Source organism: Sutcliffiella horikoshii, from assembly GCF_044809035.1.
Taxonomy (GTDB): Bacteria; Bacillota; Bacilli; order Bacillales; family Bacillaceae_I; genus Sutcliffiella_A; species Sutcliffiella_A horikoshii_G.
Window position 1 is genome coordinate 3,580,459 of record NZ_CP085237.1, and the last position, 23,518, is coordinate 3,603,976.

The following is a 23,518-nucleotide window of genomic DNA, read 5'->3' on the forward strand; positions in this document are numbered from 1 at the left end:
TCACTTCGTTGCGGGGTCTCCACCTAGCGCTAACTCCCTCAGGAGTCTACGCCTTTTGCTCCAATCAACAGCTATGGAATTTATCTAACTATCTGAATTGGTTTAGTTACGTAATGGCTTTCCTTTTACAAGCATGTGTTGCATGCGTTGTTGGGATTTTGCTTCTCCTACTAGGCTTAGGAATGCTTCTCTCTCAAGATCTAGCAGATACTGTTCATCCACATCTGTTCCGAATGGTACATTTCCGCCTGCGATCACATAGGCAAGCTTTTTGGCAATCTTTAAGTCGTGCTCGGAAATGAATCCGGAGTATTGCATGTTGTGGGCACCAAGCATTAAGGTTGCATAGCCTGTTTCTCCCACTACAGGGACTTTTCTGCGAACAGGTGCCGTGTAGCCTGCATCATACAAGCTTGTTACCGCCTGTTTCGCATCATGAATCAAGTGGTCACCGTTGAAGCTGATCAGATCTTTATTGTTTAATAAATGTAGATCTCTTGCTTCCGCTGCGGAAGTGGAGACTCTTGCCGTCGCAATTTGTTCGAATACTTTGTTCGCAACCTTTTGCAGGTCATATTCAAGTCCTTGTGGCATGCTACTTAAGTGCTTCATGTAAAGCTCTTTATTTCCGCCTCCACCAGGGATCAATCCGACTCCTACCTCTACAAGACCCATATACGTTTCACTGGATGCCTGCAGTTGGCTTGTTGGTAGGCAGATTTCTGTTCCTCCTCCGAGTGTCATGCCAAATGGCGCTGCCACAACCGGTTTAGAGCTGTACTTTATATTCATCATTGCTTGTTGGAAGTGTTTTACAACCATTTCTATTTCAAAATAATTGTCGTCTTGAGCTTCCATCAGGATCATCGCAAGGTTAGCACCTACACAGAAGTTCTTTCCTTGGTTACCTATTACAAGCCCTTTGTAGTTTTTATCCACTTCTTCAAGCGCGTAATTTACCATCTGGATAATATCAAGACCAATCGCATTATTTGGAGATTGGAATTCAAGTAGTGCCACATCATCACCAAGATCGATTAAGCTCGCACCTGAGTTTTTCTTTATAACACCTTTTGTTTCTTTTAGTGTTTTTAAGTGAACTACTTTCGGGTTTATCTCTAGCGCTTTATAAGTTCCGTTGTCATAAAACAGGGTGGTTCCGCCATCCTTTTGGTAGAAGGAACGGTGGCCGTTTGCTAACATTTCGTCGACCCATTTTGGAACAGAGATTCCATCTTCTTTCATTTTCATGACGGATGCTTCTAGACCGATGGCATCCCACGTTTCAAATGGTCCATGATCCCATCCGAAGCCCCATTTCATTGCCTGGTCAATTGCCACGATGTCATCAGCAATTTCTCCGAGTAACTCAGCGGAATAGCTTAATACCGGTGCAAGAATGTTCCAAATCAAGTTTCCGGCACGATCGTCAGCATATACAAGCGCTTTCATTTTGTTGCTGTAGCCTTTAGCTTGTTTGCTCATTTCAAGAGCAGGCGTTTTCAATTTTTTGCGTGCATCATATTCCAATGTCTCTGGGTTAAGTTCTAGGATTTCTTTTCCTTGTTTGAGGAAGAATCCCTGACCTGACTTGGAGCCCAACCAACCTTTTTCTTTCATTTTGTTCATGAAGTCTGGAATGCGGAATACCTCTTGTTCCTTGCCTTCCACTTTTTCGTAAACATTGTTGGCAACATGGATGAAGGTATCCAAACCTACCACGTCTAGCGTACGGAATGTTGCGCTCTTCGGTCTGCCGATCGCAGGACCTGTAACAGAATCCACTTCTCCGACACTATAACCGCCCTCAAGCATTTCGTTCACTGTAACAAGTAAACCGTACGTCCCGATTCGGTTAGCAATAAAGTTTGGCGTATCTTTTGCAAGAACAATCCCTTTTCCTAATACATCTTCACCAAATGATTTAATGAAATGGATTACTTCAGGACTTGTATCTTTAGTCGGGATCACTTCTAGTAATTTCAAATAACGCGGTGGGTTAAAGAAGTGAGTTCCAAGGAAGTTCTTTTTAAAATCTTCAGAGCGTCCTTCCGCCATTGCTTCAATTGAAATACCAGATGTGTTGGAGCTGATGATGCTTCCTGGTTTACGGTGTGCATCCACCTTTTCGAATAGTTGCTTTTTGATTTCCAGGTTTTCAACGATTACTTCAATGACCCAGTCACAATCCGCAATCTTTGCAAGATCATCTTCCAGGTTCCCTGCTTCAATGAGAGCAAGGTTAGATTTAGATGTAAGTGGAGCTGGTTTTTGCTTTAATAATTTTTGTACTGCTGTATTGGTAAATTTGTTTCGGATCACTTTATCAGAGAGTGTTAAGCCCTTTTGTTCTTCTTCACTCGTTAATTTGTTAGGAACGATATCTAACAAGATTGTAGGAATTCCAACGTTTGCTAAGTGTGCGGCAATGCCGGATCCCATAACTCCCGATCCGATTACAGCAGCCTTTTTAATACTTTGTTTCATTCTTCCTCCCCCTTGATAGTTGGTTTTAATAGGTAGTCATCATTTTTTGAATGAATGCTCATTCATTTTTACCGCAAAAAAATATCTGCTTTGTAAGAGTTCCCTTGGTTTTAACTATAAAGTATTTTGAAAATTTTCGCAATAAATAAATGTGAATTTACCATTTTATTTTATGATGTGTTCTGCATGTAGCTGATTGGTGTGGGAAAAATGTAGGTGTGGAGGTGAGACATCATGGCAAAGTTAAAAAAGCAACCTTCTCAAGCTGCTAAAAGTGCGGCGAGTGTAAAAGGAAACGCTGGTCCTACAATGGAAATGGACTATCGTGGAAAAAAGACAAGTAACAACCAACAGTATGGTAAGCAGAACATGGAAGACTGAGTTATAAAATGAAAAGAGCGTGCTCATCGCACGCTCTCTGATTATTTCTTGATGATTCCTTTTAATACGAACGCGACGTTTGCTGGGCGTTCTGCCAGGCGGCGCATGAAGTAACCGTACCAGTCTGTGCCGTATGGAACGTAGACGCGCATTTTGTAGCCTTCTTTGACTAGCTCTAATTGGCGCTCCGGGCGGATACCGTAGAGCATTTGGAATTCAAATTGATCTTTGGAGATTCCGTGTTTATTAACGATTTCTTTTGTGTACTCAATCATTGCATCATCATGGGTTGCAACAGCTGTGTAGTTTCCGTTCAGCAGATGCATTTCAATGATTTTCTTGAAATTATTATCTACATCTTTTTTATCTGGGAAGGCAACTTCCGGTGATTCCTTATATGCTCCTTTTACTAAACGAAGGTTCGGATTGTACTGGTTAAGGTCTTCCATGTCTTTTTCCGTTCTGTACAAGTAAGCTTGGATGACCGTACCGACATTGTCGTACTCTTTTCTTAGCTTTTTGAATACGTCGATGGTTTTCCCGCAGCGGGAGTAGTCTTCCATATCGATGGTGACAAATACACCGTGCTCCTTTGCTGCATCAAGGATTCTACGCATGTTTTTCATCACAACTTCTTCAGAGATATCAAGGCCCATGGATGTCATTTTCAAAGACAATTGAGAATCAAGGTTTTCGGTGCCAATAGCACGAATGGCTTCAATGGAGTTATCTGCCATTTCATTCGCTTCTTTTTCTGTATCGATAAACTCACCTAAATAGTCAATGGTGACACATAGGTCTTTTTGATTAAGTTCTTGGATACACTTTACCGCTTGATCAATTCTTTCTCCAGCGACGAATCGGCCAGCACCGAAACGCAAACCGTACTTCCTTGCCATTTTGGTCAGTGATTTGCTTTTGGATAGATATAAAAATGTGTTGCGCATTACTTGTTCCATTTGATATTCCTCCCGCTTCTTCTAGGTGTCCCTCTCCGATTGCTTTGTGCTATTTTCAATTTATAGTAAACGCTTTCATTGAGTGTAAAAATAAAATTACAACCTCATTTTATCATCTTTTCAAAAATTTGAATACAAATTATTTGTCGGGAAATAGTGTTAATTGCTGTCGCTTTATTCGACATTCTGAATGTAAGAATTTACGTAATCATACATAATTTCATGTCAGAAGGTTAATCTAGATTTGATAGATTATGATAGGAGGTCGTTGTATGCAACAGCAACAACCACAGCAAAATACTACTCAGCAGCCTGGTTTTTATCCTCAGCCGCCGAACGTAGTAACGACAAAAGATTCCTTATATTTTGCAGATATGCTTTCTTGGAATTTACTTGCGATGAAGAAAGCCCATTTTTTCGCAAGTCAATGTCAGGACCAAGAAGTAGTTACTGCCATTGAAAAAGCTGGCCAGATGCATCAAAGACATTACCAAAAAATATTGACACACATTCAAGGTCAGAACCAAATGCAGCAACAGCAACCACTACAATAGGAAGGAGGAAATCCTACATGAATCAACAGAAAATCCAGAATCCTGAAACGCAGGTTGCCAAGACACCCCAAATGAATGAGCGCGATTTCATTAACGATATGCTCGCGACTGAAAAATATATGACCGCTTCATACAGCACTGCACTTAATGAAGCAAGCAATCAGCAAATCTATACAGACCTGCTTGCAATTTTTAATGAAACACAGAATTGTCAGCGCGAGCTTTATAATGTCATGTTCCAAAAAGGCTGGTACGGACTGGAGCCGGCTGATCAGACGAAACTGCAACAACAATATCAACAGTTTCAAGGCTACACGAATCAGTTTCCATACGGAAATAACGGGATGATGCAGTAAATTGGTTAAAGCGACGAATGAAGCCTGGAAATTAGGCATTCTTTCGTTGCTTTTTACTTTGCTTAGGTTTTTTAAAAAATGTATCTTCCCCTCTACCCTTCAGCATATTTTCCGAAACCCGAAACTTTTTATTTTAGGTAAATTAATCCAGTTAGTTGTGGTAATATTAAGCAAATTGCATTTTTAGGGGGAGATTGGGTGAAACGTTTATTCACTCTATTTTTTGCAGGATTATTTTTCAGTGGTTGCTCTAATACGGATGTTCCTCAGGAGAAAGTCACAGAGTTGGAAAATGAAATAGCCGAAGTCTATGCACAATTAGAAGAGAAAGAAATGGAGATAGAAACACTTTCTCAAACATCTGCTGAAGAAGAAACTGGAGAGTTCATCATCATTCCAAAAAATCAATTACCTCTTCTATGGAAAGATGTTGATGCACAGCTTTGGGATTACTTGATAGATGAATCGCTGGCGGAAGAGAATGGCTGGAAAGAAGGCGTTACGAATTGGGGTGAGTGGGATGGGGATTTTGATCCAGCTCTGGGATCTGCCAATCAAACTTGGGAATCACCGGGAGTGCTAATGGATGCATGGATATTGAATGTTGGATTAAGCAATGGACTTGGTATGGATGTGTGGGAAATTACCACTAGGATTGATTTATCGAGTGAGGCTATGGCGGAAGGGTATATCATGAGGTATGGTATGCGGGATGATTCCGTTTCTGGAAGCGATATTAGACTGATCATGGTGAAAGAAAATGATTTCTGGTATGTGGAGAAAGTGGAAGTACGCGACAGGTGTTCACGGGGTGTTAGCGAAGATGAAGATCTCTGTTTGTAGTTATTGAAAATGGCTTTAATGGATAAATGGTCACATAGAATGGATATATCTATTTTACAATGGTTATCCGGAGAAAGAAAAGATTAACTCGCACTTTTGGAATAAATAGAGCCCTGATTTGCATACTAGCAATTCAAGGCTCTCCGTTACTTTCCGCTTTTCGCGCGGTGGGCGTCATTTAATTCTTTAATTTCTTTAATCAGTGACATCATATCTTGCTTGGCGTCTGGATATTGTTCATTCCAATGCTTCACAAGCGGCGGCATTGATTTTGCGATATATGTATAGAGCACCCATGCTTTCACATTTTCTTTGTGCTCTTCTGTCACTTCCCCTAAAAGAAGCTCCGTGTACTTTTCTAATAGTCCGTCCAATTGCTGATCAAGCTTTTCGTTCATCAGTTGAACCTCCCCTCAAGCTTTTGTTCCATTATAGTCAAGTCGATTAGACATTACAATTCAATGGACAAGTTGAGCAACGGGTACCTTCGCTGTTGGTTTTATAGTAATAGCAACAGGTGGTTCGCATCCTGATTTCCGCTTGGTGCAGTTCCACAAAAGTTTTTGGCTTGTAAAACGTTGCTACAGGATTTCTTTTCATTCCAAACAGCGCCGGGTCCGCTTCCAGCAAGCTTCTGAAATCTTCGTCTTGATATGGCGCATCCAACTGCTGATTAGGTAGAATGGACTCGTACATCCAGTATATATAAAGCACAACATTTTCCCATAGTGTTTGGCGGGATACCTTTGCCTCTTTAGACATCCGTTGAATGAGAGGCGCCAGTAAACCATGGAAAAGTTCTTTAAAATGTTGAACTCTCCATTCCTCGCGAGTTTCAAATACTGTCGACTCCACCGCTTGAACTTCTGTATAACGCAATTTTGGAAGCCACACATCATTTTCCACATAGGAATCTATCCAAATGGTAGCTGGGTCCACTTTTAACGTTTTATTAAAAGCCGTCATGGATAGCAAACAGTTTACCGCAAGAAATCCTAATCTTTTCATGAGAAGCGATGCCGCAACGTCCATTTCGTCTGTGCCCAATGCACCCTTAACCTTCGTCAGATATGCTTCTGTTCCGTCATGGATAAGGGAATGAAGAGAAATAGTATCCTCTACTTGGGCCTCCCCTGCTATAAAACGACAGCTTTCTTCAAGAAAACGAAATTCCTGTTTTGTGAGGGTGCTCATCATGCTCTTAGTCCTTCCAGGTTCGGAACCAAGCATCTTCCGCGACCGTGCGGGATACATAGAGGTGTACCAAATAGCGGATCAGTAGTCACCTGGCAATTCATATCAAACACATTTTTAACTAAATCGCAGTTAATTACTTCCTCTGGTTTGCCTTGAGCATAAATCTGCTTATCGCGGATGGCAACTAAGTGATGTGCATAGCGGCAGGCAAGATTAAGATCATGAAGCACCATAATGATGGTACGGTTTTCTTTTTCATTCAACTCAAAAAGAAGGTCGAGAATCTCAATTTGATGTGTAAGATCCAAATAAGTTGTCGGCTCATCCAATAAGATGACATCTGTTTCTTGCGCAAGCGTCATCGCAATCCATGCGCGCTGACGTTGTCCACCAGATAAGGAGTCGACGGTTCTTTCTGCAAATTCCTCCATGCCTGTTGCACGAAGGGAATCCCAGACTACTTTTTCATCATGCTCCGACCATTGCTTTAACCAAGATTGGTATGGATATCGGCCTTGTTTTACCAATTGAAGCACGGATAACCCTTCCGGTGCAGTCGGACCTTGTGGAAGGATGGCAAGTTGTTTGGCGATGTCTTTTGTAGATTGGCCGGATATCGCTTTTCCTTCAAGGAGCACATTTCCTTGTCTGGGCTTTAATAAACGAGCAAGTGAACGAAGCAAGGTGGATTTTCCACAGCCATTACCACCGATAAAGACCGTAATCTCCCCTTTTGGGATTTGCAGATCTAATTCCTCGATAATAATCGATTCACCATAGGATAATGTCAGTGACTGGGTTTCTAAAGCATTCATGTTACTTCCACCTCTCGTTAAGAATTTCTCGTTTTATAAAGTAGATAAATAAAATATGGTGCTCCAATGGAAGCGGTAAATACCCCGGCAGGAATTTCGAGTGGCGAGAACAAGGTCCTTCCGATCAAATCAGCCAGCATAACTAGAAACGCCCCGATAAATGCGGAAGTAGGAATCAGTACGCCAAATGAAGAGCCCACAAGCCTGCGAGCGATATGTGGAGCCATCAGGCCAACAAATCCAATTCCTCCTGCAAATGCAACCGCGCCTCCTGTCAGCGCTGTACTAAGGAAAAGAAGGCCCATTCGATGTTTGTTTACAGCGCCGCCAACACCTGTTGCCACTTCATCTCCAAGTTCCTGTATGTTTAATTGCCTTACTACCATAAAGCTGACAATGACTAACAGGATAGTCCAAGGTAATAAAATTTTGACATGACTCCAGTTGGAGCCGTATACCGTTCCGGTGATCCAAATGTTCGCTTGGCTTGCACGATAAATCGGTCCAAGCAGCATGAATAATGTTGTCAACGCCTGCATTAATGTGGAAATCCCGATTCCAATGAGTACCAATCTTATGGGAGATAGTCCGTTTTTCCATGCAAGAGAGTATACAATAATCGCGATGGTCGTAGCACCCACAAAGGCACTTAGTGGAAGCCACTGAATGCTAACCGTCAGAGAGTTATTGCTATCGCTGAAAAGAGCGAGAAACAGGACAACCGCTGTCGATGCTCCGCCCGTCAATCCTATAATATCAGGAGATGCGAGCGGATTCCGAATTATGCCCTGTAAAATGGCTCCGGCTACCGCTAGTGATATACCGACAAGTAATGCAATGATAATCCGCGGCAGTCTGAAAGATTGGACAACTAGCGTTTCCATGGAATCTCCTTGCCCGAAAAATACCTTGATAACATTCCAAGGGGAGATCTTCATATCCCCCATTCCCGTACTAAGAATGAAAAGGCTGATAACCGCAATGGCTAATCCAAGAATGGTCAGGATCGCTTTTTTGTCTATGAAAAAAGAAAAGCGGTCCTTTCCAAGACGAAATGTTCGATAGTTTTTCATTTACCGTGGAACCCCCTTCTTGCAATATAGATAAAGAATGGAGTTCCAATTACTGCCGTCATGACGCCGACAGGGACCTCTTGAGGCATGATCACATAACGAGCTCCAATGTCTGCTACCAGAAGGAGAATGCCACCCAGTATCCCGCAGTAAGGAGCCAGCCAGCGATGGTCGGTCCCAACTAGATACCTTGCGACATGCGGGATGACTATCCCGATAAAAACAATTGGTCCCGCTATCGCAACCGAACCTCCTGCCAATAAAATAATAATGACCGCAGTCGTTATTTTAAGAAGGCCTATCTTTATCCCAAGGCTTGTTGCAACGTCATCCCCCATCGCAAGCAAGTTGATTTTTTTTCCGATAAAAAAGGAAGCAAACCAGGCAACTGCAATGTAGGGCAAGACTGCGTATACCATATCAAGACTTCTGCCCTGAACAGAACCTGCCAACCAGAAAAGCACTTGATCAAGAGCCGTCTCGTTCACAACAAGCAGCCCTTGGGTAAGAGAGGAAAACATAGCCGCAAAAGCTGCGCCCGCAAGTGTCAGTTTCATCGGAGTCAGACCTTCACGCCCTATGGAACCGATAAAATATACCGCAAACGCCGCAAGTGCTGCCCCGGAAAAAGCAAGCCATGTGTAAGTTTGTAGAGACGTCACAGAAAAGAAAGAGACCGCGACTACCACAAAAAAGCTAGCTCCGGCATTAATGCCGAATATCCCAGGTGATGCCAAAGGATTTTTGGTCAATGCCTGCATCCAAAGACCTGCAATTGCTAAACTCCCCCCTACCACTGCTGCAATGATTGCACGTGGAAGACGGACAGATTGTACAATGATATGCTCGTTTGATCCGTCGAAATTACGAAATGCATCAATTGCAAGTGAAAAACTAGTATCTGTATATCCATATATGATGCTTGCTACAAAGCTCATTGATAATAGAAGAAACCCGATCATCAATCCAAGTACTTTGTGGGTATTTTTACGAAGTAGCATAATTTGTACCTTCAATCTATATAACTTTTATCTACATATAAGTTTAGGAGAATTAGAAGGAAGTGTCAATGACTTTGAAAATCATTCTCATAACCTATTGACAACCATTCTCATCAGGAGTACTATTTATCTTGTGAATGAAAATCATTATCATTAATTTACGGGGGCTACATATTATGTGGAAAAACAAAAAGCTTTTTTCATTATTTTTACTTACGTTAATTACTTCACTTGTTCTAGCTGCTTGCTCTGGCAACAATGGCAATAATGCTGGTGAAGAAGAAGCTTCTGGTGATACGCCAACGGAAGATACTTCTTATGAAATCGAGCATGCAATGGGTACAGAAACAATTGAGGGGACTCCAGAAAGAGTAGTTATTCTTACAAACGAAGGTACCGAAGCATTACTTGCAATGGGTGTAAAACCTGTTGGTGCTGTTCAATCTTGGTTAGGCGACACTTGGTACGATCATATCAAGTCTGACATGGAAGGCGTAGAAGTCGTTGGTACGGAAAGCGCGGTTAACCTTGAAGCAATCGCGGCACTTAAGCCAGACTTGATTATCGGGAATAAACTTCGTCAAGAAGATGTATATGAGCAATTAGATGCAATCGCACCAACCGTTTTTGCTGAAACGTTAAAAGGTGACTGGAAAGAAAACTTCCAACTTTATGCAAAAGCATTGAACAAGGAAGAAGAAGGCAAAAAAGTAATGGACGACTTTGACGCACGTGTAGCAGAGATGAGCGAGCAACTTGGTGAAAAGAAAGAGCAGGAAGTATCGATCGTGCGCTTCACAGCTGGAGACGTTCGTATCTACCATAAAGATTCTTTCTCTGGAATTATCCTTGATCAACTTGGATTTGCACGTCCTGAATCTCAAAATGTTGATGATTTTGCAGAAATGAATGCTACTAAAGAAAGAATTCCTGCTATGGACGGAGACGTTCTATTCCACTTCTCTTATGAAACTGGTGACGGCGAAGCAACAAAAATCAAGGATGAGTGGTTAGAAGATCCTCTATTCAATAACTTGGAAGTTGCAAAAGCTGGAAACGTTCATGAAGTAAGTGACGCGGTTTGGAACACTGCTGGTGGAGTACTTGCAGCAAACATCATGTTGGATGATGTTGAGAAAGTATTTTTAGGTGAAGAGTAATATCGGGGGAGCTGGCGCTGGTGATGCGCCGGCTCTTTTTTTGTGCGCTTCTTAAAGAAATTCCTTAATATCATAGACTCTTCCGTTTTCAACGGTGCTTGAAAATATTAGATTTATCATTTTCTCAGCTACAAACTCGGGACTTCTTAACTGCCCTTCTTCATGATAGTGCTTAAATGTCTCGACATTGCTAAAGTCCGCTTCATCTGAGCTGCGAATGACACCTTGCATTTCCGTATCCATAATACCTGGCGAAAAGGAGAGAATGGTTGTCGGATATGCAGCTTGGCTTTGCTCTAAGCCTACCGATTTGGTAAACATATCAAGACCCGCCTTTGTCGTGCAGTAAGTATTCCACCCATGTATTGGGCGATTTGCAGCACCGGAACTAATATTTACAATTACCTTTTTACAATCCCAATCCTCTGTTAGCCGAATGAACTCATTGGTCATCAGCATCGGTGTAAGGAGATTAAGGTGAATAGCTTTGGTCATGGAAGACTCGTCCACTTTCCCCGCGGGCTTGATTGGATCGACCATTCCAGCGTTGTTAATCAGGTAAATCCCCTCTGCCTGCCCGTCCTTTTCAATTTTAGATAGAAGATATTGTATAATCCCGGTCACTCGTTCATTCTTGCTTAAATCCTCTTGTAAATAAGTGATTTCTGCTCCGTTCTCTTTGGCTGCAAGTTCCAGGTCCTTATTTTCATTTCTAGCGATGCAAAATAAATAATGGTTTTCTTTTAATAGTACTTTCGCTGTGGCTTCTCCCAGTCCTTTGGAAGAGCCTGTGACGATGAAATAGTTCATTATTACACTCCCAATCTATCTATTTTTTACTAGTTGGATTAGCGAAGACGCAATCTGCCAGCCGTCTGATCGCTTTTCACCTATTTTAAATGGAATTAGGTTGACGATACCAATCCAGAGGCTGAAATAGACAAATAAGGCGGAAAAAGAAAACTGGAATGGCGTCCAAAACGGCAGAAAAAATACAATGGATAGTAAGGTGAAAAGTGGCCCTCCAAAGGAAATCAGCGCAATCTCTTTATGCGATAACTTTCCTGCCTGATCATTGCTTGAATATCCTCCCAAAAATGGGATGATGTTAAGCTGAATGCGTGTTCCCTTAAAATAGAAATCAAAGATTTTTGGACCTATACCAATCCCAATTTCCGTATTTTCCACCTTATGAAGTTTTGCCATACACACATGACCTGCCTCATGAATCAGGTGGACAAGCGGTACGACCAAGTAAAAAAACAGCAACGTATCAAACATACCCTGGCAACCTTCTTTTCATGTCGTTCCTTCTATTATACATGACCAAGATTTCATTGGTAAAATTTTGGCTAGTACAGTTAGTCTCATCAGTGCCGCTTCTGCAGTTCCTATCATATTATGTCACAACTGAATAAAAGGAGTGACAGCATGGCCTATCCTAGTGATTCACAATATGTCCCCATTTCGATAACTGTTAATGGGGTTACTCAACCGGTCTTTGATGTATTGGGGGATGAAAGTCCTTCTTCCACTGATATTGTAGGAAATGCAACTTTTCCTGCTGCCTATTTCGCCTATGATGGAGCGAATGTCTATTTTCGATTAAGATTGAATACTGACCCACGTACTAATCAACTTTCAGGATTTAGAAATTTTTCCTGGGGGGTACTAATCCGCACCACTAGCCCGCCAGGTTTTTATGATTATGTGTTTAATGTGAACGGGTTAAACAGCACGGTGAATATTTGGCAGAATACAGCGCAAATTTTCAACTCTTGGAATGATCCTGCAGAAGTGCTTGTGGTCAGTCAGCCTATCTCTAACTTCAACTTTGCCCGTGTCCTACCGGCAAACAGTTCATTTGGTGGGGACCCTGACTTTTTCCTTGACTGGTTCTTACCGGCGACTACATTTTTTAATGCAATTGGCATTACTCCGACTACTCAAATTAGTACGATTTTCTATTCCTCTGCCAATGCCAATAATTACAACAAGGATTCTTTAAGAACAAGTGAAGGATTCAGTTTCATTGCTTCACAGTCTGATCCGATTTCCCCAAATGATGTGGATGTTAGGGCAAGTCTCCAAGTTACAAAAAATATAATAAGTGGGCCAAATCCGGTTCTCGTTGGCCAACAGGCAACTTGGACAGAGACTATTACGGTCACCAATACAGGTAGGTCAAATGCTACATCTGTAACCGTGACCGATCTCATAGGGTTGGATACTGTGTCAAGTTTCACTATTGGTGCGACTTCACAAGGAACAGGTGTTTATACCTCATCAAACAAGACATTATCTTGGAATATAGGAACCATCGCACCGGGAGGAACTGCGACTCTCTCCTATTCGGCAACTGGAACTTTCTCCAGTTCTGGAACTAGAACGCTTGATCAGGCACAAGCAAGAGGCTTTGACAGTTTTACTGGAGGGAATATATCAAGCTCCTTCAGTACGAGTGTTTCCGTAGCAGCAGCCGGCAGTCTTTTCGGAAGAATTTTAGATAACTCTACAGGCCTTCCCATTATTGGTGCTACCATTTCCATTAGTGGACCAGCAAGCTTGCAAACTACCAGTAACAGTGGTGGTAATTACAACTTTACCAATATACCTTCTGGAAATTACACGGTAACCGTCACTGGTACCAACTATCAACAGTCTGTCGTCAATGTTACGGTTCCCGCAAATACTGCATTGGAAAGAGACATTCTATTGACTCCTGTTCCAGGAACCATTAACGGGCAAGTGACAACAGGAATATCAACACCAGTGGATGGTGTCACGATGACATTGATTGATTCCTTTGGTACTGTACGGGGAACAACAACTACCTCCGGGGGAGGACTTTACTCTTTTACAAATGTCCCACCTGGAAGTTATACGGTTACAGCTGCAGACCCAGCCTATCAATTTGAATCTCGTGGGATAACCGTGTCAACCAACCAAGTTACAACATTGAACTTCAACTTAATCGCAATAGTAGGAACCATAAGCGGAACCATCACCCCTAATATGGTTCCAACTACCATTTCTGTTTTCACGAGTGAAGGTATCCTTGTTACAAGCTTGGAAAATGTCATGGGTACCTACTCCATCTCAGGGTTAGCCCCCGGTTCTTATACGGTAAGGGCAAATGCTGATGGGTATGCACCACAGCAAATTGGAGCGGTACTTACATTAGCTGAATTATCGACCGAAGTTGATTTTAACTTGGTGGCTTCAACCGGGCAATTAACTGGACAGATTCGGGACGGGGATGACATTATCAGCCCGTTGATTCCTGGTACAGTAAACCTATTTAATAGTTTAGGCCAAAATATTGCCACAGTAGTAACAGCTACTGGTAATTATAGTTTCACCGGTGTAGAACCTGGTTCCTATACCCTTGTTTTCACCTCAGACGGGTATGCATCCAGAACAGTAGGATTCATTATGCCAACCCCGCCAGGAGCCGAGGTCGTCAATGTTTCTCTGAACAAACTTGCCGGTAACATCTCAGGAACGGTTAATGTGGCTGGAGCAACCATTAATTTACTTCAAAATGGCATTTTAATAGGGGTAACACAGACGGATTCCAATGGTAATTTCTCGTTTACAAGTCTCGCTCCCGGCTCTTATACCGTGGTCGCTACAGCGAATAATTTTGAGACAGCTGTAAGCGGGGCTATCGTGGAAGCATTTGAGACAACTACGATTAACTTTATATTAGAGGGTTCCCCTGGGGCTATTTTTGGAGAGGTCGATCCCGATATCAATGGAGCCCTAGTGACGATTAGACAGGATTCTGCAACAGGACCGATTGTGGCAACTACCGTCACAGGGACATTCACTGACGGAATGGTTTTAAGGCAGGGATATTACCGGGTTCCTAACCTGGCACCAGGAAATTATGTAGTATTCGTAAATGCTATTGGTTTTGAAAGTGCTGCTTCAGGAGCCGTTGTTACTTCAAATGCTGAAACAGAAGTCAATTTCACCCTTACCACTAACTCTGGGTTTATATCCGGGACCATTTTATCTACAGGAGGACCAATACCTGGGGCAAATGTGGAAGTAAGACTGCTTGATGCCAGTGGAGGAGTCGTGGCTACGGTTATAACAGACGGGAACGGAAATTACCAAACACCTGACTTGGCTTTTGGAACTTACACCGTTATTGCGTCTGCAACAGGATTTCAGACAAATGGGGCAACTGTGATACTGGACCAAGCTGAATTGACAGATGTGGATATTTTCCTTCTTCCGAACCCAGGATCTATACAGGGTACCATCGTCAATGCGGATGCACCCACCCAAGGGATTACAGGGGCAACTGTGCAGGTTATTGACCAGAATGGGGTCTTAATACAAACTATTTTTACAGATAGTCAGGGATTTTACCGCTCCGACGGATTGGCACCTGGCGGTTACACCGTTATTGCTTTTGCAGCAAATTTTGAGCAAGGGTCCGTTGGTACTATTGTTATAGCGGATACAACCAGCGTTGCGAACTTGGCTTTGAACACTCAACCTGGGAGTATAAGCGGAACTATTTCAGATGAATTGAGTGTGCCCATATCTAATGCGCAAGTCCAGATTTATACTTCTACCAATCAGTTCATCGCTTCGGTCATAACCGATTCTGCTGGCTTTTACAGTTTTTCTAATTTAGCACCTGGCAACTATATTGTTACTGCGACTGCACCTACCTTTTCCACAGCTGGAGCAGGAGTTATTGTAACAGCAAATACAAACACAGATGTAGATATTACTTTATCATCGGTGATAGGAAGTTTAAGCGGTACCATCAATACTCTTGATGCACCTGCACAAACTATCCCAAATGCCATCGTGACGATAACCGATATAAATGAAACGATCCTTGGTACGGCCTTCACGGATGCGAGCGGCTTTTATTCAATCGGAGGATTACCAGTAGGCAATGTCATCGTGACGGTCACCGCGCCGGATTTTTCAACGGTAGCTCTGGGAAGTGTTATTGCTGCAGGAGCCAATACATTGGATGTCACCCTATCAAGCACGGTCGGGAACATCTCGGGAACGGTCGCCAGTATTTTGGATCCAGGGAACTATATTCCGAACGCGACCATTGTTGTTCGTTCTGTAGCCACTAATACAGTGGTAGCGACGGGTTCCACCGATCAAAATGGAGCTTTCTTCATTCCGGCTTTGTCCGTGGGTAGCTATTCCATTACAGCAAGTGCACCAAATTTCAGTACAGAGGTTCAAGGTGTCACTGTATTGGAAGGTATTACTTCTGCGGCCAATATCTTATTACAGCCAACAAGCTTTACTGTGACAGGAGTTGTGACGGATGGTATCACCCCGCTAGTTGGTCCAAACATTCAGGTTGCTCTGTATAACACAAATAATGTATTGGTAGCCACCACGTTGGCTAATAGCTTGGATGGCAGTTTTCAATTTATCAATATACCAAATGGGACTTATTTTGTAACAGCTTCCGCTCCTGCTTTTAATACGAATACAGTATCGGTTATTGTGGATGGAGCAGATGCCTCCCTTAATGTTCCTCTGTCTGCCATTGTAGCAACCGTTAATGTGACTGTTCTAGTAGCAGATACCATGAACGGGATTCCTGGTGCACTTGTCACGGTACGGAATGCCTCCAATAATCTCATTCTTGCGACAGGCGTGACAGATGAAAATGGAGAGGTTATCTTTACAAATCTTCCTGAGGCAAGTTTGACCATCTCCGCTTCTGCAGAGAACTTTGGAACAGATACTAAAGGTCTCATCAGTGATTCCATGAATCCCCAATCTGTTGTTTTGGAGTTAACGCCACTTCCTGGTAATCTAGAAGGCTATGTGATAGACGTTTTAACCGGCCAGCCAATCAGCGGATCCATTATCACCCTTGTTGATTTTTCCAATGCCATCGTTGGTCAGGTGGTGAGCGGACAGGATGGGTTCTATCAATTTAATGGCATCAATCCTGGAACTTATACGGTATATGCAGACAGTGTAAATTACGGTCCACAGACTGCTGGAGCCATCATTATTTCTAACGAGACTGTAAATCTTGGTTTTGCTTTGCTTCCTAACCCGGGGTTTGTATCTGGCAGCGTCAGCAACGGGACTCCTATTCCCAACGCTTCCATTCTTATCAGGGAAGGCTCTAACACAGGTCCTATCGTTTGGAACGGTGTAACAGATATTGATGGAAACTTTCTCTCCACTGGATTAAACCCTGGGACATATATCGTTTTTGTCTCTGCAGACGGCTATGCTTCTGCTCAATTAGGTACCATCATTGTTAGTGACACTACCAATAATCTCAGTTTTATGCTTGATCAGAATGAATTTACCATTACTGGGACCATCACCAATAATGGTTTGGGCTTAGCGGATACACTTGTCAGAATTATTGATATCGATGGAAACATTGTAGGTAGCACACAAACAAGTGGCCAAGTGGGCAATGAAGGGTTTTACTCAATTTCAGGCATTCCGGAAGGATTTTATACCGTGACTGCCATAAACGTAAACTATCAAGTGGGATTAACGACTATTCAGCTTTTAGTAGATACCAATAACGTTAATCTTGAATTAGGCGACAATCCAGTTACCTTATCTGGAGTTGTGTTCGATGGTCTCACATCTATTCCGTTAGTAGGGGCTGTTGTAGAGATTTATGACAGCAATACCAGCCTGCTAGTCAGGAGAACGCTCAGTACAGTAAATGGACAGTACCTGGCAGAAGGATTAGCACCTGGTAACTACCGGATCAATACTACCTATCCCAATTATGAAATTGCGTTAAATCAGCTGGTGCTTCCAGCTTTACAGCCTAGTACTCTCAACATTCCTTTGAATAGCAATCCAGGTTCGGTATCAGGTGTAGTATCAGGGCCGCAAATGGGCTCTAGTGTGACTGTAGTTATAGTCAATACAAACCTGGAAATTATTACAACGTTAACAGATAATGATGGAAATTACTTTATTCCTGGTCTAACAGCCGGAAACTATAACTTAGTGGTTTCAAGTCCAGGCTTTGTGACAGAAAGCCTCCCGTTCACCATCACTCCAGGAGGAAATACTACCGTTAACGTTACGTTAGATCCAAACACGTCGCCTTTACAGGTAATCGTGGAGGATAATGCAATGAATCGCTTGGAAAATGCAAGGGTACTTGTCTATTCTGTCGATGGTACCAACTTGAACTTTGTGGTCAGTGGGCTGACAGATAATAACGGGGAAATAACTTTTAATAATTTGCGGGATGGTGTAGAGTATCTTGTTATTGTTCAGTCAGAAGGTTATGTTTCCGAGCAGCAATTCGTAACACTGCCAAGCGGGGCGATTACATTTAGTCTAGAAGACAATCCGAGCACCTTAACGGGATTAGTTTTCAATAGATTGAATGGGACGATCATAAATGGAGCAATAGTCACCATTACCGGGCAGGGAGTTGGACCATTTACAGATGTAACATCCAATGGTTTATTTTTCTTTGACTCTCTCCCGGCAGGAGAATATGAAGTGACCATTACTGCACCAGGTTTCCAATCGCGGACATTTGAGGTGACAGTACCGGAATTGACAGACCTTTTACTGGAGTTCAGTTTACTACAAAATAGTCCATGTAGCGCTGTAGGGGAAGTAGAAGTGTCGACTGTTACGGTGGATGATGAAGGAAATATTGTGCCCTTGTCTTCGTTAGTCACCTTAACGCAACTCGGAAACCCCGAAGAGGAAAATGGCACACGTTATGTGATAACCGTCAGCGGATATGTTGTCCTGTCCTACAGTTCAGAAACGCAACAATGCACAAGTCGTATCCTCCCATTATCGCAGGTGCTTGAGGAAATCTTAATCGAAACCCCTTCTGCTTCCAACGTGACTTTAAGCATTGAAGATATTGACGTTTCCTCCGTTATATTGTGTCAAAGTATTACGGAAGAAGGAACAGAGGAATTCATTCCTTCAGAAGTCCAAGTGAATGTGAACTACAGATTGGTAACAACAACAAGGACGACGTGCGGAATGGTTCCGCCTCCACCAAAACCAGTGGACCCTTGTGACTGTGAGTGTGAAGAAGAGTGCCGTCCTAGAGTTTGTGAGATGTCGCTTTATGAATACTTCCGATATAAGAATGCTCTGCGTCGAAAAGCAAGAGGAGAAGGAGGTTATGACTCTTGTTGCAAACCTTCCTATCCACCAACACCTACACCAAGAGTATTCACTTCCGTCGTTACGCAAAATCAAGTCACTCCTTACACATTTATTGCTAGTCAAGTCCTGTTTGATTGTTTAGATATATAAGTTCTTACCGAAGAGCAATATGATTTAAAAAATAAACCAGGTGCCATCACATGAGTAGTGATTTGCACCTGGTTTATTTTTGTTATCTATTAACGAATCACTTTTTAGATAATGTCCAACCAAATATTAATAGTTGTCGCTAATATTAATAACGCTAAAATCCACTGAAGCACTTTCGTATTCAGCTTTTGGCCGATCTTTGCGCCAATTGGGGCTGCGATAATACTTGCGATGACCATGACGATGGCAGGTACAAGCAGTACTTGGCCAGTGGTAATCTTCCCGACGGTACTACCGATAGATGAAATGAACGTGATTGCCAATGAAGTGGCTATCGTCATTCGTGTAGGGATTTTTAGTACAACAAGCATAATCGGTACAAGCAGAAATGCTCCTGCCGCTCCCACAATTCCAGAACCGATCCCGACAATAAATGCTAGGATGGCAGCCAACGCCTTATTGAAAGTAACCTGGTCAAGTGGTATGTCATCTATGCCTTTTTTAGGAACAAACATCATAACAACTGCAATAAGTGCAAGAATACCGTATACCATATTGATTCCTTCCGCGCTCATGAGGAGGGAACCATATCCTCCGATAAAACTACCAATCAGGATACTTACTCCCATGTAAATGATAAGGTCTTTATTCAGATAGCCGCCTTTACGGTAGGCCCATACACCTGAGATGGTGGCGAAAAACACCTGAACCGCACTCACTCCGGATACTTCATGCGCCGTTAGCGCTGTTAGCCCGAGCATCGGTGGAATATACAAAAGCATCGGATACTTGATAATCGAACCACCAATCCCAACCATCCCAGACACAAACGAACCAATAAAACCTATCGCAAACAAAGCAACAAGCCACATAATATCAAACTCCATTTAGCATCCCTCCTTCTAAGTTGAAGGGGTTTCGACACGGACGCCAAAACTCCTAGAGGGGTCTGACCCCTTTTTGAACTTTTTTTAATCCGCCCTTCGACACGAAGGGCGGAATTCCTTTGAGGGTCTGACCCCTCTTCACACTTTTTTATCCATGCACCGCGCAACGGTTGGGACCGATTTCCATGTCGCGTTGTTCGTCGTCGGTTGGGTTGATTTTGCCCATGTTTAGTTGGCGGATTTCTTGGTATGCGTTTGGTTGTGGTGGCAGGTTTTCGGAAACGAGTTTGCGGAATTCTGCTTCGTCTTCGATATTTAGGCCTGCGTTATTTTTAAACAGGTCACCCAAACGTGCTGCCACTAGGCCACCTTCACCAACTTCGGACATCGTACCGAAGTGAGCCGGTAATACAACAAGATCCTCAGACAACTCTTTGTAACGGGAGTAAAGTGTTTCGCGTAAATCTGCCACCCAGTCCTCCGCTTTTCCGGCAAGATCAGGTCGGCCGATGGATGCTACGAACAAGATGTCACCGCTCAATAAGAACCGGTTATCGACTACGAAAGACGTACTTCCGATTGTGTGACCCGGAGAATAGATTGCCTGCACAGCAACCTTCGTCGTACCAACTGTGATTTCCACACCGTCTTCCAGTGCTGCGTAATCAAACGTTACTTCTTCTGCATCCTTTGGAGGTAACCAGTAAGTCGCATTTGTTGCTTCACGAAGCATGCGTCCACCGGAAATGTGATCGGCATGCAAATGAGTGTCTGCCACATGTATCACTTTCAGTCCTTTCGCTTGCGCAAAAGAAATGTACTGATCCACCATACGTGTGGAATCAATAATCATAGCAGACCCGTCAGATTCAACTAGGTAACTCAAGCAGCCTTTCCCGATACGAACGAACTGCCACAACGTGCCGCCATCCGTTAAATCTGCTACCTTAACTGGCTCCAAGTACTCACTCCAAGCCTTCATTCCGCCTTGCAAGTAAGAAACATTTTTCACGCCTGCTTCCACTAACATCTCACCAACAAAGATAGAAGAACCCTCTTTTGCACAAACAACTAATACATTTTCTGCTGGAATTTGTTCTAAGATTTCTTCTACCCCATCCATCAATTCAAAGTAAGGTACATTCCTATGCTCAACAGATGCGCCTTCAATTTTCCAATCTGCAAATGCATCTTCGTTTCGCACATCTAAAATAAATAATGATTCATCAGCCAAAATCTTTTTCGTTACATCTTTTGCAATCATTGCGTTTAACATGAATAAATACCCCCTGTGGTATAATATTTTTCAAAAAAATTTATACAATCGTTAAGCTGTTGGACCTTCCCACTTGCTCATTCCAGGAACAACATTTCTCACATTTGTAAAACCTAATTCAGTCAATTTCTGTGCAGCCATATCACTGCGGCTTCCTGTGCGGCAAACGACATACGTTTCTTTTTCTTTGTCTAATTCAGCAATGCCACCTTCGAGGTTACCTAATGGAACAGATACTGCACCAGGAATGTGTCCGAATGCATACTCGGCAGGTTCACGCACGTCAAGTACTGTAATACCCGCCTCTAATTTTGCGACCAAATCTTCATTCGTTGCAACATGAGGATAATTTTGTTCCTCTTTTTCCTCTTCAGATCTTGCTTTACGGATATAATGTTTCAGCACATCGCCTTCTTCAATCGTTCCTAAATATTGATGGCCGATTTTATCTGCCCATGCTTTAATATCCGCCTTTGAACCTTTATCTGTTGCCAATACTTCCAATACTTCTCCTGATTCAATCTGGTCGATCGCCTTTTTCGTACGTACGATGGGCATAGGACATGCCATCCCTTTTGCATCTACAGTCATATTTACATTCATCAATACGTCATCTCCTTTTTTGAGAAAAATATTATTCTACGTTACCTTCCCACTCAAGCATACCGCCAACCATATTGATGACGTCAAAACCTTGGGCTGCCAAGAACATGGAGGCCTTCCCACTTCTTCCACCTGAACGGCAGAACATGAAATGTGTTTTGGACTTATCAATATCTTGCGTACGGAACTCCAATAAACTTAACGGGATGTTCACCGCTTGCGGGATCTTCCCTGCAGCCACTTCCTCTGCTTCACGTACATCAATGATTGATACCTGCTCGCCAGCTGCAAGCTTTGCTTCTAATTCCTGTGGTGTAATCTCTTTCATGTTTGACAGCTCCTTTTCTTTTTAAATTACCAAGCATTCATGCCGCCTTTAACATTGGCAAGCTTAGAGAATCCTGCTTTCTTCAATTGTTTCACGGCTGCATTGCTGCGCATGCCGCTTTGACAGATCACTATAGTCTCTTTGTCTTTAGAGAGTTGATTTATGCTGTTTCCGATGTTGTTCCAAGGGATATTTTGAAATGGTCGAATATGATTCCCTTTGTATTCCATCGGTGTGCGTACATCAATGAATTGTTTGTTCTTGTCGTTTAATTCCTGCTTTAATTCAGCCGTTGTTATCTGGCGTACTCCGACAGTCGGCTTCATTCTGCTGATCAGAAAAACCACTGCCAGCCCCATTAAAAGATAAGGAAGAAATTCCATCTAGACCCACCCCTTTAGATAAATAAGTTAACATTACCCTCAGAAGCATCGCCTAAATATGCGCCAACCCCTGCGTATTCGATTCCGTCAATCATCTCTTCGTGTTTCAAGCCAAGTAAGTCCACTGTCATTTGACAGCCAACAAGTTTTACATCCTGCTCTTTTGCCATTTCGATCAAGCTAGGTAAAGATTGCACGTTATGCTTTTTCATGATGCCTTTAATCATTTTCGGACCCATGCCAGCCATATTCATCGTAGATAATGGCAACTTGTTAGCTCCGCGTGGCATCATTTTGCCAAACATTTTTTCAATAAAGTTTTTCTTAACCGGCACAAGCTCCTCTTTCCGAAGTGCATTCAACCCCCAAAATGTGTGGAAAATCGTTACTTCGTGATCATAGGCTGCAGCACCGTTCGCAATAATATAGGCTGCCATCGCTTTGTCATAGTCACCGCTGAAAAGTACAATCGTTGTTTTTTTCTTTTCCATGATAAGATCCTCTCCCTTTGCTTTTTGTTTTCTCTACCGTTACCCTTTTTTAATATAGAAAGTAAATACGTCGTTTTCTTCTTTCATGTCCATTAACTCGTTTCCAGTTGCTTTACACCATGCAGTAAGGTCAGTCTTCGCACCTTTGTCTGTAGTGATAACCTCTAGAATCTCACCGCTGTTCACTTCATTTAATGCTTTCTTCGTTTTCACCAATGGCATTGGGCAAGCTAATCCTTTTGCGTCTAATACTTTGTTTACATTCATGTGTTATTCCTCCTATTTTTAGTTACCCCGGGGGGTATGTTGTTAGTTAAAAAAATATTGGTAATTCCTTTATACCTGGTAGGGTATATTTTACTTCAAAAAAATCTTGCAGTTCTAATACCCCAAGGGGTATAATAACATATAAAAAAATATGATGCAACCTTCCTTCCA

General features: G+C 42.6%; 22 protein-coding genes. 6 read left to right on the forward strand and 16 right to left on the reverse strand.

The genetic code is table 11. The annotated features are described in order from the left end of the window. Window positions 1–102 precede the first annotated feature (102 nt). Window positions 103–2,487, reverse strand: a complete 2,385-nt coding sequence (locus LG307_RS18715; protein WP_404445129.1) for a 3-hydroxyacyl-CoA dehydrogenase NAD-binding domain-containing protein — start codon at window positions 2,485–2,487, stop codon at window positions 103–105. 234 nt (window positions 2,488–2,721) lie between these two features. On the opposite strand from LG307_RS18715, the gene LG307_RS18720 reads away from it, so the two are divergent. Then, window positions 2,722–2,868 carry a YuzL family protein gene (locus LG307_RS18720; protein WP_223491142.1) on the forward strand — a complete coding sequence of 49 codons (147 nt, stop codon included), beginning with the start codon at window positions 2,722–2,724 and terminating at the stop codon, window positions 2,866–2,868. A gap of 41 nt (window positions 2,869–2,909) precedes the next feature. On the opposite strand, the gene LG307_RS18725 is transcribed toward LG307_RS18720, so the two are convergent. Further along, a complete protein-coding gene (locus tag LG307_RS18725; RefSeq protein WP_404445132.1) occupies window positions 2,910–3,827 on the reverse strand; it encodes a proline dehydrogenase family protein in 918 nt (305 codons plus the stop codon). A gap of 272 nt (window positions 3,828–4,099) precedes the next feature. Between LG307_RS18725 and LG307_RS18730 the strand changes: the two genes are divergently transcribed. From LG307_RS18730 to LG307_RS18740, 3 genes are all read left to right on the forward strand, one after another. Further along, the gene (locus tag LG307_RS18730; RefSeq protein WP_404445135.1) at window positions 4,100–4,381 is read left to right on the forward strand and encodes a hypothetical protein; all 282 of its coding nucleotides are present in this window, start codon (window positions 4,100–4,102) and stop codon (window positions 4,379–4,381) included. Between the two features lie 17 nt (window positions 4,382–4,398). Beyond that, window positions 4,399–4,737, forward strand: coding sequence for a spore coat protein (locus LG307_RS18735; protein ID WP_404445138.1), 339 nt, complete (start codon window positions 4,399–4,401; stop codon window positions 4,735–4,737). 198 nt (window positions 4,738–4,935) lie between these two features. After that, window positions 4,936–5,580, forward strand: a complete 645-nt coding sequence (locus tag LG307_RS18740) for a hypothetical protein (protein WP_404445141.1) — start codon at window positions 4,936–4,938, stop codon at window positions 5,578–5,580. A 146-nt stretch (window positions 5,581–5,726) separates the two neighbouring features. Here LG307_RS18740 and LG307_RS18745 read toward each other — a convergent pair whose 3' ends face one another. Genes LG307_RS18745 through LG307_RS18765 form a run of 5 tightly spaced genes read right to left on the reverse strand, consistent with a single transcriptional unit; the run spans window position 5,727 to window position 9,666 of the window. Continuing rightward, window positions 5,727–5,978, reverse strand: coding sequence for a YusU family protein (locus LG307_RS18745; RefSeq protein WP_404445143.1), 252 nt, complete (start codon window positions 5,976–5,978; stop codon window positions 5,727–5,729). Window positions 5,979–6,024: 46 nt separating this feature from the next. Further along, window positions 6,025–6,777 (reverse strand): IucA/IucC family C-terminal-domain containing protein, encoded by a 753-nt coding sequence (locus tag LG307_RS18750; RefSeq protein ID WP_404445146.1) that lies wholly within the window; start codon window positions 6,775–6,777, stop codon window positions 6,025–6,027. Next, window positions 6,774–7,592, reverse strand: coding sequence for an ABC transporter ATP-binding protein (locus LG307_RS18755; protein ID WP_169292717.1), 819 nt, complete (start codon window positions 7,590–7,592; stop codon window positions 6,774–6,776). The genes LG307_RS18750 and LG307_RS18755 overlap by 4 nt, the downstream gene beginning before the upstream one ends. A gap of 17 nt (window positions 7,593–7,609) precedes the next feature. Next, window positions 7,610–8,665 carry a FecCD family ABC transporter permease gene (locus LG307_RS18760; RefSeq protein ID WP_404445149.1) on the reverse strand — a complete coding sequence of 352 codons (1,056 nt, stop codon included), beginning with the start codon at window positions 8,663–8,665 and terminating at the stop codon, window positions 7,610–7,612. Further along, entirely contained in the window at window positions 8,662–9,666 is a 1,005-nt protein-coding gene (locus tag LG307_RS18765; RefSeq protein WP_404445151.1) for a FecCD family ABC transporter permease, read from the reverse strand. Before LG307_RS18765 ends, LG307_RS18760 begins: the two co-directional genes overlap by 4 nt. Before the next feature lie 176 nt (window positions 9,667–9,842). Between LG307_RS18765 and LG307_RS18770 the strand changes: the two genes are divergently transcribed. After that, on the forward strand, window positions 9,843–10,826 hold the full coding sequence (locus LG307_RS18770) for an ABC transporter substrate-binding protein (protein WP_404445153.1): 984 nt from the start codon (window positions 9,843–9,845) through the stop codon (window positions 10,824–10,826). A 51-nt stretch (window positions 10,827–10,877) separates the two neighbouring features. On the opposite strand, the gene LG307_RS18775 is transcribed toward LG307_RS18770, so the two are convergent. Together LG307_RS18775 and LG307_RS18780 are read right to left on the reverse strand one after the other, a co-directional pair. Beyond that, the gene (locus LG307_RS18775) at window positions 10,878–11,636 is read right to left on the reverse strand and encodes a (S)-benzoin forming benzil reductase (RefSeq protein WP_404445155.1); all 759 of its coding nucleotides are present in this window, start codon (window positions 11,634–11,636) and stop codon (window positions 10,878–10,880) included. Window positions 11,637–11,651: 15 nt separating this feature from the next. After that, window positions 11,652–12,107 (reverse strand): site-2 protease family protein, encoded by a 456-nt coding sequence (locus LG307_RS18780; protein WP_404445158.1) that lies wholly within the window; start codon window positions 12,105–12,107, stop codon window positions 11,652–11,654. Window positions 12,108–12,257: 150 nt separating this feature from the next. Here LG307_RS18780 and LG307_RS18785 point away from each other — a divergent pair, with 150 nt between their 5' ends. Then, window positions 12,258–19,112: a carboxypeptidase regulatory-like domain-containing protein gene (locus tag LG307_RS18785; RefSeq protein ID WP_404445161.1), complete on the forward strand. Its 6,855-nt coding sequence runs from the start codon at window positions 12,258–12,260 to the stop codon at window positions 19,110–19,112. Between the two features lie 104 nt (window positions 19,113–19,216). On the opposite strand, the gene LG307_RS18790 is transcribed toward LG307_RS18785, so the two are convergent. From LG307_RS18790 to LG307_RS18820, 7 genes are all read right to left on the reverse strand, one after another. Next, complete coding sequence (locus LG307_RS18790) at window positions 19,217–19,999, reverse strand: sulfite exporter TauE/SafE family protein (RefSeq protein WP_404445163.1); 783 nt, start codon at window positions 19,997–19,999, stop codon at window positions 19,217–19,219. Between the two features lie 148 nt (window positions 20,000–20,147). Further along, window positions 20,148–21,275 carry an MBL fold metallo-hydrolase gene (locus LG307_RS18795; RefSeq protein WP_404445165.1) on the reverse strand — a complete coding sequence of 376 codons (1,128 nt, stop codon included), beginning with the start codon at window positions 21,273–21,275 and terminating at the stop codon, window positions 20,148–20,150. 51 nt (window positions 21,276–21,326) lie between these two features. Continuing rightward, on the reverse strand, window positions 21,327–21,881 hold the full coding sequence (locus LG307_RS18800; RefSeq protein WP_404445167.1) for a sulfurtransferase TusA family protein: 555 nt from the start codon (window positions 21,879–21,881) through the stop codon (window positions 21,327–21,329). Window positions 21,882–21,909: 28 nt separating this feature from the next. After that, complete coding sequence (locus LG307_RS18805) at window positions 21,910–22,206, reverse strand: rhodanese-like domain-containing protein (RefSeq protein WP_404445170.1); 297 nt, start codon at window positions 22,204–22,206, stop codon at window positions 21,910–21,912. A gap of 26 nt (window positions 22,207–22,232) precedes the next feature. Continuing rightward, window positions 22,233–22,589 carry a rhodanese-like domain-containing protein gene (locus LG307_RS18810; RefSeq protein WP_404445172.1) on the reverse strand — a complete coding sequence of 119 codons (357 nt, stop codon included), beginning with the start codon at window positions 22,587–22,589 and terminating at the stop codon, window positions 22,233–22,235. 14 nt (window positions 22,590–22,603) lie between these two features. Continuing rightward, the gene (locus LG307_RS18815) at window positions 22,604–23,083 is read right to left on the reverse strand and encodes a DsrE/DsrF/DrsH-like family protein (RefSeq protein ID WP_029326530.1); all 480 of its coding nucleotides are present in this window, start codon (window positions 23,081–23,083) and stop codon (window positions 22,604–22,606) included. A 36-nt stretch (window positions 23,084–23,119) separates the two neighbouring features. Further along, window positions 23,120–23,347: a sulfurtransferase TusA family protein gene (locus LG307_RS18820; protein WP_404445175.1), complete on the reverse strand. Its 228-nt coding sequence runs from the start codon at window positions 23,345–23,347 to the stop codon at window positions 23,120–23,122. Window positions 23,348–23,518 lie beyond the last annotated feature (171 nt).

Excerpts from the sequence above, each read along its gene's own strand:
- LG307_RS18715 (WP_404445129.1), bottom strand. The coding sequence starts at position 2,487 with ATGAAACAAAGTATTAAAAAGGCTGCTGTAATCGGATCGGGAGTTATG.
- LG307_RS18720 (WP_223491142.1), top strand. The coding sequence starts at position 2,722 with ATGGCAAAGTTAAAAAAGCAACCTTCTCAAGCTGCTAAAAGTGCGGCG.
- LG307_RS18725 (WP_404445132.1), bottom strand. The coding sequence starts at position 3,827 with ATGGAACAAGTAATGCGCAACACATTTTTATATCTATCCAAAAGCAAA.
- LG307_RS18730 (WP_404445135.1), top strand. The coding sequence starts at position 4,100 with ATGCAACAGCAACAACCACAGCAAAATACTACTCAGCAGCCTGGTTTT.
- LG307_RS18735 (WP_404445138.1), top strand. The coding sequence starts at position 4,399 with ATGAATCAACAGAAAATCCAGAATCCTGAAACGCAGGTTGCCAAGACA.
- LG307_RS18745 (WP_404445143.1), bottom strand. The coding sequence starts at position 5,978 with ATGAACGAAAAGCTTGATCAGCAATTGGACGGACTATTAGAAAAGTAC.
- LG307_RS18750 (WP_404445146.1), bottom strand. The coding sequence starts at position 6,777 with ATGATGAGCACCCTCACAAAACAGGAATTTCGTTTTCTTGAAGAAAGC.
- LG307_RS18755 (WP_169292717.1), bottom strand. The coding sequence starts at position 7,592 with ATGAATGCTTTAGAAACCCAGTCACTGACATTATCCTATGGTGAATCG.
- LG307_RS18760 (WP_404445149.1), bottom strand. The coding sequence starts at position 8,665 with ATGAAAAACTATCGAACATTTCGTCTTGGAAAGGACCGCTTTTCTTTT.
- LG307_RS18765 (WP_404445151.1), bottom strand. The coding sequence starts at position 9,666 with ATGCTACTTCGTAAAAATACCCACAAAGTACTTGGATTGATGATCGGG.
- LG307_RS18770 (WP_404445153.1), top strand. The coding sequence starts at position 9,843 with ATGTGGAAAAACAAAAAGCTTTTTTCATTATTTTTACTTACGTTAATT.
- LG307_RS18775 (WP_404445155.1), bottom strand. The coding sequence starts at position 11,636 with ATGAACTATTTCATCGTCACAGGCTCTTCCAAAGGACTGGGAGAAGCC.
- LG307_RS18780 (WP_404445158.1), bottom strand. The coding sequence starts at position 12,107 with ATGTTTGATACGTTGCTGTTTTTTTACTTGGTCGTACCGCTTGTCCAC.
- LG307_RS18785 (WP_404445161.1), top strand. The coding sequence starts at position 12,258 with ATGGCCTATCCTAGTGATTCACAATATGTCCCCATTTCGATAACTGTT.
- LG307_RS18790 (WP_404445163.1), bottom strand. The coding sequence starts at position 19,999 with ATGGAGTTTGATATTATGTGGCTTGTTGCTTTGTTTGCGATAGGTTTT.
- LG307_RS18795 (WP_404445165.1), bottom strand. The coding sequence starts at position 21,275 with ATGTTAAACGCAATGATTGCAAAAGATGTAACGAAAAAGATTTTGGCT.
- LG307_RS18805 (WP_404445170.1), bottom strand. The coding sequence starts at position 22,206 with ATGAAAGAGATTACACCACAGGAATTAGAAGCAAAGCTTGCAGCTGGC.
- LG307_RS18810 (WP_404445172.1), bottom strand. The coding sequence starts at position 22,589 with ATGGAATTTCTTCCTTATCTTTTAATGGGGCTGGCAGTGGTTTTTCTG.
- LG307_RS18820 (WP_404445175.1), bottom strand. The coding sequence starts at position 23,347 with ATGAATGTAAACAAAGTATTAGACGCAAAAGGATTAGCTTGCCCAATG.